Source organism: Vibrio crassostreae (genome assembly GCF_041439375.1).
GTDB lineage: Bacteria > Pseudomonadota > Gammaproteobacteria > Enterobacterales > Vibrionaceae > Vibrio > Vibrio crassostreae_D.
Genome location: NZ_JBGONY010000019.1, coordinates 1 through 12,071, shown reverse-complemented (window position 1 = coordinate 12,071; position 12,071 = coordinate 1). Strand labels below are relative to the sequence as shown.

Annotated in this window: 9 protein-coding genes; 1 reads left to right on the top strand and 8 read right to left on the bottom strand. The window is 42.3% G+C overall.

Going from position 1 to position 12,071, the window contains the following annotated elements; translation table 11 throughout:
* Nucleotides 1-10 precede the first annotated feature (10 nt).
* The 3 genes from ACED45_RS10205 to ACED45_RS10195 all read right to left on the bottom strand — a co-directional run bounded on the left by ACED45_RS10205 (nucleotide 11) and on the right by ACED45_RS10195 (nucleotide 3,794).
* Nucleotides 11-499 (bottom strand): cytochrome C, encoded by a 489-nt coding sequence (locus tag ACED45_RS10205; RefSeq protein WP_371713934.1) that lies wholly within the window; start codon nucleotides 497-499, stop codon nucleotides 11-13.
* A gap of 190 nt (nucleotides 500-689) precedes the next feature.
* The gene (locus tag ACED45_RS10200) at nucleotides 690-1,739 is read right to left on the bottom strand and encodes an ethylbenzene dehydrogenase-related protein (protein ID WP_371713933.1); all 1,050 of its coding nucleotides are present in this window, start codon (nucleotides 1,737-1,739) and stop codon (nucleotides 690-692) included.
* Between the two features lie 429 nt (nucleotides 1,740-2,168).
* Nucleotides 2,169-3,794: an ABC transporter substrate-binding protein gene (locus tag ACED45_RS10195; protein WP_371713932.1), complete on the bottom strand. Its 1,626-nt coding sequence runs from the start codon at nucleotides 3,792-3,794 to the stop codon at nucleotides 2,169-2,171.
* A 143-nt stretch (nucleotides 3,795-3,937) separates the two neighbouring features.
* Between ACED45_RS10195 and mpaA the strand changes: the two genes are divergently transcribed.
* Entirely contained in the window at nucleotides 3,938-4,648 is a 711-nt protein-coding gene (gene mpaA, locus ACED45_RS10190) for a murein tripeptide amidase MpaA (protein WP_371713931.1), read from the top strand.
* Between the two features lie 138 nt (nucleotides 4,649-4,786).
* On the opposite strand, the gene ACED45_RS10185 is transcribed toward mpaA, so the two are convergent.
* The 5 genes from ACED45_RS10185 to ACED45_RS10165 form a co-directional block, all read right to left on the bottom strand.
* On the bottom strand, nucleotides 4,787-5,365 hold the full coding sequence (locus ACED45_RS10185) for a hypothetical protein (RefSeq protein ID WP_108155487.1): 579 nt from the start codon (nucleotides 5,363-5,365) through the stop codon (nucleotides 4,787-4,789).
* Nucleotides 5,358-8,009, bottom strand: coding sequence for a DUF2235 domain-containing protein (locus ACED45_RS10180; protein WP_108155488.1), 2,652 nt, complete (start codon nucleotides 8,007-8,009; stop codon nucleotides 5,358-5,360). The genes ACED45_RS10185 and ACED45_RS10180 overlap by 8 nt, the downstream gene beginning before the upstream one ends.
* A 337-nt stretch (nucleotides 8,010-8,346) precedes the next feature.
* Complete coding sequence (locus ACED45_RS10175; protein ID WP_371713930.1) at nucleotides 8,347-8,952, bottom strand: hypothetical protein; 606 nt, start codon at nucleotides 8,950-8,952, stop codon at nucleotides 8,347-8,349.
* Between the two features lie 486 nt (nucleotides 8,953-9,438).
* Nucleotides 9,439-10,470 carry an HlyD family secretion protein gene (locus ACED45_RS10170; protein ID WP_371713929.1) on the bottom strand — a complete coding sequence of 344 codons (1,032 nt, stop codon included), beginning with the start codon at nucleotides 10,468-10,470 and terminating at the stop codon, nucleotides 9,439-9,441.
* Between the two features lie 389 nt (nucleotides 10,471-10,859).
* Nucleotides 10,860-11,849 (bottom strand): alpha/beta hydrolase, encoded by a 990-nt coding sequence (locus tag ACED45_RS10165; RefSeq protein WP_371713928.1) that lies wholly within the window; start codon nucleotides 11,847-11,849, stop codon nucleotides 10,860-10,862.
* Nucleotides 11,850-12,071: the final 222 nt, after the last annotated feature.

Genomic DNA, 12,071 nt, shown 5'->3' with positions numbered 1-12,071 from the left:
TGGCTCCTTCTTACCGATGCGACTTAAGCTCTTTCTCACGCAGAATAGCTTCATGGCAGGTTGCACATAACCCAATACGGAACTTCTTACTGATACCGATAATCGGGTCTGAATCGCGATGTAAATTATGACAATTGGAACATGTCAATTTGGTGGCATGTACATCGTGAGTCCACTCACTGACCCTCAAGCTTTCAGGAGAATGACAAGCGATACACTTTTGGTTTTGCTCGAAAATTGGCAAGTCGATATGATCATCGAATGGAATCACACTTACCACATCAGAATCTTTGGGATGAGAACCTTTTCTGCCATGACAAGCCGTGCAGTTGTTGTAAAACTCAGTACTGGCATGTGCGCCTACAGAAGCGATGGCATCAATATTTTTAAGCAGACGCTTTTTTTGATGGCACCGTATACAACGCTTATTTTCCTTTATTAAATTCTGCATTTCCGCTTCATTGGTAATTTGGCTAGAAAACGGTTTGACATTATGCACAGCGGGATTCTGAACTGTTGACTCAGAACAGAGTGGTAGCGGCATAAAGAATATGCTCAACGTGGTCAACACAAATAAATAAGAAACATATTGAGTAACTGTTTTGACCATAATAGTACTCTTCTGTGAAGAAATGATTTGAGCCGATTACTTCGACACAAATCATTTCAGTTAGTTACGAGTGTTATACTTATTTAAACTCAAGGTTCAACACACCACGATGGTATATGTGATTAATTTGAGAGTTATCAAAAACCGCAACACCAAATGGATATAATTGGCTCAAATCGTCAAATTGCACATCTTGCGTTTCTGCATTTTCACCCGTAGTTACAAGCTTACGCTTCATTTCCAGAGTCCAAATACCCTCTTTCCAAACGGCACCGACTTCGATATCACCACGAGAACCGGTAAATGGCTTACCTGTTAGCCCTGGAATTCGGTCTAACTTATTGTAGTCAGTTGTAAACGGCTTCTTCTCTGAGTCTAAAATAAGTAATGTTTCATTGGTTAAGTTATCTGATACATATGCTGGCTGGCCGTCTTTTACGTTATTAACGTAGCCCCCCCCCGTTTTGCTGTCTCCTTTACGTCCCCAACCTTTGTTTTGTTTTGGATCGGTATTACTATCAACATATTGGTCATCGAGCTGATTATGTACCGCAGTTCTCACACCTTTCCAGTGCCACATATCAATAAACTCGCCTTCCTGCTTGGTGTATTTACGTGCTGGGTTCTTATCATCACGCCCTGCGTTTTTACCCTTTTTAGCTCTGTGACATGCAGCATTACACCCTTTCTCAGAAAAGCCTTCAGCATTGATGTCCCAATAGACCGCAAATTTATCTTCGTAGTAAGTATTGTCGTGCCCAGTATCATCTTTATTTTTCAACTGCTTCCATGACCCATCCTCTTGCTTAATCCAAGGAAAGCGGTCAATACTTTTGGTCGGATCGGCATAACTAAACAAGAAATAAATGTATTCATCGTCATACATTGATTTCATTTCCACGCTGGTTTTTTTAATACCCTCATAGCCATTATTTGGCTTATACGGTAATTTATTCACCTTCTGAGTCAGCGGTTTAGCTTGATCCCAAACGGCATCAACGCTGCCATCGATAACTATATTTGAGGCAAGCTTACTGCTCTCTAGTATCTTATCTTTTGCGTGAACAGCACTGACTGGAATGATCATAAGTACAGCCACGGCTGATAGCGTCATCATTGAGTACTTCATTATTACCCTCCTAAATCCCATTGCTCTATTTATATAACTAAGCGTAGGAATGAATTAGGCTTTTTCAATTGATCGATATCAACTTAAATACAAATAGAAAAAATATAAAAATAGATATTTATAACTTAATAAATAGATAATGATTTTTACAGAAACCTCAAATATTATAAATATCAATAGCTTTAGAGTGGCTCTCCGTAACGAATTCACAAATAATAATGGTTAGTATCGAATTCGAGCCTCAACGTTCATTTATAGGCAGCTAAAGTTGCCTATAAATAGCCTTGTCTAAAAAAGAGATATAATAAAGGGACGTTAATCATATATTTATGTTCAACGTCCCTCTTCTTCTTTTTTTGATCTTTATGCGCTATTTCTTAGATCCGTCATGTCTTCAAACCGCCATATCAGATCTCACAGTTAATCTATCTATTCTTTGATATAAAGATCCTTAGAATAGATGCGCCCTTCAACATTGTTCTTAGCAAAACCACCGACACTTGGTCGCACTAGGCGAGCCTGCATGTAGTAATAGATTGGCGCGATAGGCATATCTGCAGCCAGTAACTGCTCCGCTTGATCATAGAAACCTTGGCGATCTTGCTCATTGGTTGCGGCTAATGCGCTGTCCATCGCTGAGTCGTACTTGTCGTTGTTGTAACGCGCAAAGTTACCCGAAGACTCAGAGCGCAGTAGGCTCAAGAAGGTCGACGCTTCATTGTAGTCACCACACCAAGACGCTCGCATTACATCAAAATCACCTTGGCGACGTGATACTAGGTAAGACTTCCACTCTTGGTTTTCTAACTCAACTTGCGCGTCTAGATTGCCTTTCAGCATGGAAGCAATCGCCACCGCAATCGACTTGTTCGACTCACTGGTGTTGTAGAGCAATTTGAAATCCAATGGATTAGCTGCATCGTACCCCGCTTCTTTCAGTAGCTCTTTTGCTTTTTGGTCACGTTCCTTTTGAGTCCATGTGCTGTATTCAGGCTGAGTCGCATCAAAGCCTGCTGTATATTCATGAGCAAAGGTATAAGCCGGCAAGTTACCCACCTGAGTGACGCCATTGGTAATCACATCACGCATCATTGAGTAAGACACAGCTTTACGCACTCTCGCGTCATCAAACGGAGGTCGTGTGGTATTGAATGCGTAGTAATAAGTACACAGTAGAGGGACGGCGGTATAAGCATCTTGATACTTTGTTTTCAGCTGTTGCGCCATATGTGTTGGTACATCAGACGTGATATCAACCTCACCCACCGCATAACGGTTAATCGAAGAATTTTGGTTCTCAAACGGAATGTATGTCACTTGAGTTAGGTTCGTATCTGAACTGTCCCAATAGTTAGAGTTCTTCTTCAGTTCAATCCGTTCGTTAACCACCCACTCGTCTAAAACAAAAGCGCCATTCCCCACAAACTGCTTAGGATCGCTCCACGGCTTGTCGCTGTTTTCTAGCGTTGTCTTGTGAACTGGCATCATTGAGGTGTGGCCTGTCATCGCCACAAAGTAAGGCACTTTACTATCAAGCTCGAACTTCACCGTGTGTTTATCGACAGCAGAGACACCTAACTCTTCAGCGGGCTTCTTACCTTCCGCCACGTCAGCAATATTGCTGATTTGAGTAAGTTTAAGATACCAAACATTCGGCGAAGCCAGTTTCGGGTCGACCGCTCGTCTTATCGCATACACGAAATCATCGGCCGTCACTGGATCACCATTCGACCATTTAGCATCTTTACGCAGGTGGAATACAAACGTCTGGTTGTCTTCGGTTTCCCAAGATTCCGCGACACCCGGGGTGATATTGCCATCGCGATCTTGGATCACTAAACCTTCAAATAGGTCACGTAGAATGTGCATTTCAGGCAAGCCTTCTGCCTTCGCCGGATCGAGTGTCGCAGCTTCTGCATCATTGGCACGCACCAGGTGTTGCTCTTTCGCCAGAGAAGTTCCGGCAGGCAATGTGTCAGCAACGGCAGTCACTGATATAAAAGGGGTCAATAAAAATGAAATGAGTAAAGCCGTTGAATGTTTTTTAAAATCCATGTTTGTTTGCTCTCCTAGCCTATCTTTGAAGCAAGTAATAAAATTAACAATGCGACTGTTGACGAGTTTTAATGCTTTCGTTTATCTAAGTAGTTTTTGTAATCGTTAATACTTGATAGTACTTGATCAATCAGGAGATAAAGGTGAGTTTAATTCCAAGAACGGAAAGAGCTGCATTTTCAATAAAGCCGCTGCCATATGGAAAGTCGGTATTGGGCGCACCCTTGCTCTACTTCCCCGCGCAAGTAGAAAGTGAGTCTCGCGGGCTGCTTTTAGCAGGCACACACGGCGATGAAACTGCTTCTATCGCAGGTTTGTCTTGCGCGCTAAGAAGTTTGCCTGCCCCCAACTTACGACACGATGTAATTTTATCGATGAACCCAGACGGCAATCAACTCGGCACTCGCGCCAACGCCAACCAAGTTGATTTAAACCGCGCTTTTCCGACTCAAAACTGGACAGAAAACGGTACCGTCTATCGCTGGAGTTCACATACACCAGTCAGAGATGTAAAAGTAAAAACGGGGCAAACCGACCAGCTAGAACCTGAAGTACAATCACTGATCGACCTCATCGAGCAGCGCCAGCCTAAGTTCGTCATATCTTTCCACGAGCCACTCGCCATGGTCGACGACCCAACTCAATCAGAGCTCGCCATTTGGCTAGGCAAGCAATTCAACCTACCGATCGTCGAAGACGTCGACTACGAAACCCCAGGCTCATTCGGTACCTGGTGCCAAGAAAGAAACCTACCGTGCATTACCGTAGAGCTGCCACCCGTTTCTGCGGATTTAACTATAGAACAGTATTTGGATGCGTTTGTGGCTGTGTTGGGGTGTGAGGGAGTTGTTTAAAAATTGCTAACTCATTTTTGGACAAAAGCTTGTTAGCGATTCTTCTGAATTATAAAACCATTAGGAACTAAAAGTATCTCAAACCACTAAACTTAGAGCACTGTCTTGCCAGTGCGTAGCCGTTGAGTATTATAATCATCACTCAAACGGTACAGGCGACGATTCACCTTTACCATCAAACAAAACAACCACTTCAGTTGTACTCGATGGGTTCATCACTACCCATCCATTTGGATCCGCATCTTCACTTGGTGAACAATCCATCCGGTAAGAATAACAGCCAACAGTAAACATAACTTGGATACGCTCTTCATCTACGATGACCTGCATTGAAGCTCGAGTAGGCTGGTAGTCTTTATAATAATTCTGCAAAGTACGTATTTTCTTCTCAGCTAATTCAGCGTCAATCGGCGCATCAATACGGTAGTAGACCAGTTCATCATCATAACTCCAGCCTTTACTCCACACCCCTTTGATATGTGCGGGGACGCCCATTTTTCCGATGTCGGCACTCTTTCCAGGATAACCATTGACTGCCCCATAACTAAAGCCGGTCCAACCGCCTCCTGTAGTTTGAATAGATACGTCACTCATAATATAGAAATCACTAAGGCTTCCTGCGTTACCAATGGTCGCTTTTATTAACGGCTGCTCTTCTTGACAGCCACTCAAGGCGACCATTGTAATGAGGATTGTCGCTATTACGTACTTAGGCATTGTCCCAAATTCTCCGCTCTGGTATTTTCTCTGTTTGTTTATCGGTTGTAATGCTGTTTACAAGCGTTTCCTTGACCGTCTTATATGGGAGGTTTATCACCGTATCATGGGATCGGTGGATATAGTTGTCAAAAATAAGCGTTGGTTGAAGCGTTGTCTTCCAGTCTTCACTGGTTAACTCCCCCAATGGCTTGGTTGATAATTTTGCCCACAAAGATTGGCAGAGCTCATCGTTCACGTAGTCAGGAGTTAGATTTTCAACATACGCACGATCGATCCATTTTACTCCTGCGTTTTGAGCTTGTTGCTTCATGCGCTCGAGGGCTAGCCCTGCTATCGCATTACTCACTGGTTTAAAGTGATAAAAATAGAGCGTGCTATCTTTCTCTTTTACCTCTCCGTAATGGCCAAACCTTTGTCGGCATACCTTTTTCCATTCGGCGTCTTTTACTTGGCGAGTGCGCTCTATCATCGCAGCCTTATCTAGACTTCCTCCTGGATATGCAAAATTAGCGTGCACGATATCAAGGGTTTCTGATTTTATTTCGTTACGGTTATAGGTACTCCTCACCGGAAAGCCCACATAGTCAGGGAGTCCCTTTTTCTCATATTGCTCAATCGAAGGGTAACCTCCACCCACATCGGTATGGCATCCAGGGAAGTGTTCTTGGTGAAAATTATCGGGTAACCAATTATCACGACTCAGTGACGTTAATGGGAAGTTTTTCCGATACTCATGTTCAGCAACCAACTGCAAGACCGTGTTGGCCATGGTCGGCTCTAGGCCCAAATGAAAATTACCTTCATCGTTATTGCCCGCTAAGTAAAACGACCCTACGGTATCAAATAACCCTAAGAACCTTACACTGACGCCTTTCGTATCATCGCGCTCATAACCACCTTCCTCTGAAAACTTTTTGTTGGTTTCATTACCCAATAGATGAGGGTAAACCTTAACATCCGCCTGCTTGCCCGCAACTGGTCGATGGTAATCCGGTAATCCTTGGTACAGTGCATTGACAAAGTGACGAGATAATGCCGCACCTCGGCTAAAACCGATAACATCAAAAACGATATGGGTGATGTCATTATAATAGTCGGATTGCTCCAATTCATCGATAGTGCGCTGCAACTGACTAAGCAAACTCTGCCATTTGTAAAACGCACCATTCTCACCATCGACATAGTTAAGCAAGACTTTGCCACTAATACCCGCGATAGCATCAGCAAGGTTTCCATCAAACGCCTGTTGTGCACTCACCCCAAACGCCTGCTCTGGTCCTGTTTCATCTTCTTCTGCATCGATGGTGGAGGGGCGCTGACTGTCATCTTCAATGTCGACGGTGCCCACACCAGATACATAGATTGCTGTTGATTCCCCTTGAATTTGCGGATAAGCCGCAAACAAACGCGCCACATTACTGCGAGACTTATTGCCACGTTGCTCTTTGTAAGCGTCATTCTTATCGTTAGCCCCCGTCCCATCAAAAAACACGCCGATACGAAAGAGTTTTTCAGGGCGAAGATTGACGACCGGAATACCTTTGGAAACGAGACTGGGGCTATTGATGGCGACAATCTCTGTCCCATGCAGTAAACGGCCAGGATGTGGGTAATGGCAATCCAGTGGGGCATGATATCGTTCGTTCGGGGTTTCCTTACCTTGTCCTGTATCCACAAGTTCTGAAATATTCAACGCAAGTCCTTGCTCATTGAGCCACGCTGGGTTCACCGTAGAAAATTCATCTTGTGTCAACTTACGAGGTAGATAGAGTAAGTGCTGGTTGTCCAATACCTGATTATCGATACGCCATTGAATCGGTATCGCACTTTGCCAAGCGGTAGGACGAAGCTCATCGCTAAGAGTGAGTTCATCCGAATAGGTCAGGCAGAACCGACAATTACCATTACTGATGATTTTGTACTCTTGAACGAGCTTGCCTTCATTAAAGTGGTAATAATACCCTTGAGTGGCAAGCCCTAGTCGTTCACCAAATTGTACAGTAGGCATCACTGCGAGGAAGGCTTCACTGAGTGCGTTCGTCCCTTTAGGCTTGGCTAAGACGTCAGGGATTGATAGGGGTACTGAAGAGCCTCTCGATGAGAATGCAAGCGTCCTTGGCGCATCCTCTTTTATGTTGGCCACCAATTGCGTGCTGTGCTCGTTTTCTTGTTCACTCCAACGAGAATGCATCGGTGACGTACTCGTTTTAGCTAACGCCACATCCCATCCAACATGTGCTTTAAAAGACGACTGAGAGCAAGAGAGCTCAAAAGCGTATTCAAGCTCCGGTCTTTGGTCTTCTTCTGTATTAGTGACGGTGGTTTGGACGCTTGCGATTTTAGGCTCTTGTTGCACCGGAGGGTAGAATGCACTTTTATAAGAAGAGGCAGGCACGGAGGGTGCTGCGTTGACTGCCGCCCACCTTTCTGATTTTAATTGAGATTTTAATGCGTTGAGGTAAGCATTGGGGCTTTTTCCCACAAAAGGAGCCAGTATTCGTTGCAACTCATCAGGCAGCGCATTATGAAATTTAGATATTGAACCACTGTCAATCAAGTAGCTTGTTAGTTCATCGGCAGCGACAGACTGACCACCTTGCTTTTGATGAAACTCTACTACTTTTATATCCGATATACTCATGGCACTTATTCCTATACAAGTCCGACTAATTACTGGCGAATAAATAATCGTATCTTACTGAACAATAAGGTGCGTGTGTGCCGTTCTTCCCTGTCATTTTGACTGAATTACCAGATAGTCAATATCGACTGATGAAGCTGTTATAAAAAATCAGTTAAATGATGTGCTAATTGAGCAATTGGTTATTTGCTGAAAGAAGGAATGGGGCATTTTCGAGCTAGGAAGTGCCACGGATAAAAAATCTACCTGAGAAGCTTTTGGACAGAAGCAATTTAGGAAATCACCTTAAATCGTGACTATCAGATTATTAAAAGTATCTTGAGACCCCAAGCTCTTGTTATATTTTGGAGCCAAATGGTACTAAATACGGAGCATAATCGAAGTATTCAGGGTGCGTGACCTTAAGGGTATCACCGTTATACATAGAGGATGCCCTTTCACTTGATACGCTTTTGAACACTTTCCCCTTATAAAAATAGAGAAGGCGGTAATCTGCTTTAACAAGTAATATATCTTTATCCTTTGCATATCTGTAAGGGGTTGCGTCGTAACGTTCATTGCGAACATCTATCCGCCTAGGGCTTTTTCCATTCTCACATTTCCAATAAATCATGCCATTTTTATATACTGAGTATTGGGGATTATATTCGGTTGATGTCGGAACAGCACCCCGAGAGATCTGAGCGTTCGTAAGGGTACGACATTTGCTTATATCTTTGGTATTCATATCGCCAATTTCAATTTCAGTATGATAAAAAGCACAGTATGATTGTGGTTTTTCATTGTATAACTCAACGATACCATCCTTAGACTCTTGGTAACTAAATGACCTCTCTATAGAGCCTTGAATAGCATGGCAAACGCTCAGTTTTTCTTGCTTAGACAGCTCATAAGCAACAACTTGATCAAATCGTAGAGCTTCTCTTTCTTCCTTTTTTTGCATCTGCCCAATAATTAGGAGCACAATGAAAAATAAAAGGTAATTCAACCATTTTTTGATAGTCCCACTCCTTCTGCTCGGTAAAAGTATCAACAATTCAACCTAAATATACCACGTAAGACTTAAGTTCCATGTAGCAAATATGTAGCCTTTGAATTTTGCTTACTCGTTCCCCTTTTTGCTTTCAAGCTCGCTTTTGGACAAAACCTTGTTACGAACCTCAGAGCACTTAAAGTTTCGGATAACTTCTGCTATTGAAATAGTAATCAATTTGCTTACATTCTAAATGAAGAGAACAATAGATTATTTAACCCCAATAACTTTATCTAGCAACTCTTGTAGGCTTAATAGTAATTGGTACATCGATCTCTGGTGTAATGATAAATCATCAAGACCTCGCTATTCACTAATAATAGAAATAAAAACAGCCCAACTTATTACAGTGGACTGTTTCATGGAGAGACAATAAAGGTAAATTGTCGAGTTATATTATAAAGCAAAAAGTATGGATTTTACGGATTGTAATCTTACATGTGCGGCGCCAATGATATCCATGAAGCCTAATATGCTATGAGGTTTTTTAGCACTAATCCATGCTGTGCCAGTACTTCCTATAGGGAGCATATCCATAGTTTTACTATCAACTTCTAATATTACTGTCCGTCCAATTGGAGCAGCCCCTCTTTGTATGTGGCCAGATACCATTTGCTCAACCGGCATCAAGTTCCCCTGAGCTTCTCCAGTAGCCTCTACAATGCTATGAACTCGCGCTCTAAATACCTGAGCTGGGTAAGCATCTACATAGAATTCGCTAAACTGCCCCCTTTTAATGTTTTGGTAAGCTTGTTCTGGTATTCGCATTTCGATGAACTTATTTTCAATATCCCATAAATGCAAACCGCCAACACGAGAACCATTAGCAATGTAGACATGAGTAACCATGCCTTTAAATGGTGCTCGTACCGTCAACCTATCCAATTCAAATTCGACATCCCCTAACTTCGCTTCTAATCCTTCATGCTTTGCGTAAAGCACGTTTATATCGGCTTTAGTTGTAGCTATCATATCCGAAGATAATTCCACATCCCTTGCTGTCGCATGATGTTCCAACCCCAAATTTCTCTTATGGTCTCTCATAGCCTGTGCAAGCTTGATTTCTTGCGCTTCTATCGAACGAGCTAACTCTAATTTACTCGCATTCAACCCTGTTTTAATCGAGGTTAATTTGTCGTCTCTTTGGGTATAAAGAATCTCTCCCTTTTCTACCACCTGATTGTGCTCAACATAGATAGTATCTATCTGCTGACCGAACGGAGGCGCAACAATCGCATGTGGCGCTTTGACTGTTGTTGAGTTAGTCAAATCGGCAGGAGAATAGAAGCGGTGAGATACAAATAAAATCAGTAGTAATACAACCCCTACAAACGTGGTCCAAAAATAATTTTTCGGTGTTCGTTTTAGTATCTTAAATTTAAACAGTAACCACACTAACAAAAGGTAAGGAACCATAATCTCTTTCATGACCTAGCCTCCTTTATCCAAAGTTGAAATTTATCCCAATCAATGACTATCGTTAATACGGCAACAACCCATAATGGCTTCCAGATCAACCCCAAAAGACATAACCAAATTACAAACTTAGCTTGTGACAGGTTCTTTTCTTTAGCTAACTTCTTAGGGATTGAATGGATATGCCATAACTTCGCTGCGATCCAAACAAATAGTAAAACAGTAGCAGTGGTTACGACCCACATAAATATTTCAGATTCTAACAAGGCATAGACGCTAGGGATCTGTTCATATGTCAACGTTGTTTGATGAATTTTGATATTGCATACCTCTAAGATTATGGGAAGCTACTCCCACTGCTTGCATCCTGCCTGCTTTTTTAATCTATCAATGGGAAAGTTCTAGTTACTTCTTTGGTCAATGTTACTTACGAAGTTCATAATGCGTTGCTCTACTGACATTCTCATTCCGTCACCAGATAAGCTAACAGCCTCCGCAGGATAGAAATGTCCAAACCCTGGTACCCAAGCAAACGTGTTTTCAATTTGTTCTTGTTTATAGTGTTCAAGCAGAGGTGGATTGATCGAGAATGCAGCATGCAAATCATTCTGCCCTTGAAAGAGTAATACAGGGCTAGATGCTTCAAAATTGGTAGTGTTCTTTATGATGTCAAAGCCAGCAGGACCACCAGAAAGCATGAACGTACCAGCAACAGGTAACTTCATTCCATGAGCAACATTCAAGCTAGTTACAGCGCCAGCAGAGAATCCTCCCAATACTACCTTTGATGAATTGAATCCATATTCATTCGAGTTTTCTTTGATATAACCAACCGCATTACGTAAGTCTTCAGCAGCAGATAAAATCGCTTTATCAATGATCGATTTCTCAGAAGGGTTATTGAAGTCTAGCTGGTCATATCCTAATTGGTGTCTAACTAGGTTAATTTGCTGAGACATTGAACTAATACTTTCAAGGTCCAAATCTTCAGCCGTGTAACCAATGCCTGTCGGTAATGGATTTTCGGGAGCTAATCGATAATCTATTGCAAAACAAACATACCCTTGTTTTGCAAACCTTTGGCAATAGTCATTCATAGAAGTATCTTGCGCACCGCCAACATTGAAGCTTAAATCGGGCGAACCTTGATGAAACGCACCGCCAAATGTCATCACAATAGCTGTCTCTTTAATATGACTCTTGTCTGTAGGCTCAAATACGTTCATCCACAACTCTCTTGAATGAACTATCTCATCGGTTGTGACATTACCAAACCCATACGTTACCTTAGGCGTCATTTTGAAACCCAAGTCGGAACTAGCTTGGGAAGAGAATACAATTACCGCACTACTTAGGATAGCAATCGGTAGTCCTGCTTTAAATTTTGACATAGTTGACCTCGCATAAAAGTTTATGATTTTCGATATAAAGCTTATTACGAGAGTGCTATAGTAAAAAGACGCACTTGAGGGGGAATCCCCCCCTGTGTATAGATTATTTAAATGGGACTACATATGTTCACGAAAGATCAAATAGTTAGTTTTTGTGCAGTTTTCGAGGCTTTGTTTCCTAAATCAGGGAACTAATGCTTAAAGCTACGATCAGATCATCTA

What these genes read in the sequence shown, in the direction of transcription:
- ACED45_RS10200 (WP_371713933.1), bottom strand. Translation starts at nt 1,739, where the DNA reads ATGAAGTACTCAATGATGACGCTATCAGCCGTGGCTGTACTTATGATC.
- ACED45_RS10195 (WP_371713932.1), bottom strand. Translation starts at nt 3,794, where the DNA reads ATGGATTTTAAAAAACATTCAACGGCTTTACTCATTTCATTTTTATTG.
- ACED45_RS10185 (WP_108155487.1), bottom strand. Translation starts at nt 5,365, where the DNA reads ATGCCTAAGTACGTAATAGCGACAATCCTCATTACAATGGTCGCCTTG.
- ACED45_RS10180 (WP_108155488.1), bottom strand. Translation starts at nt 8,009, where the DNA reads ATGAGTATATCGGATATAAAAGTAGTAGAGTTTCATCAAAAGCAAGGT.
- ACED45_RS10175 (WP_371713930.1), bottom strand. Translation starts at nt 8,952, where the DNA reads ATGCAAAAAAAGGAAGAAAGAGAAGCTCTACGATTTGATCAAGTTGTT.
- ACED45_RS10170 (WP_371713929.1), bottom strand. Translation starts at nt 10,470, where the DNA reads ATGAAAGAGATTATGGTTCCTTACCTTTTGTTAGTGTGGTTACTGTTT.
- ACED45_RS10165 (WP_371713928.1), bottom strand. Translation starts at nt 11,849, where the DNA reads ATGTCAAAATTTAAAGCAGGACTACCGATTGCTATCCTAAGTAGTGCG.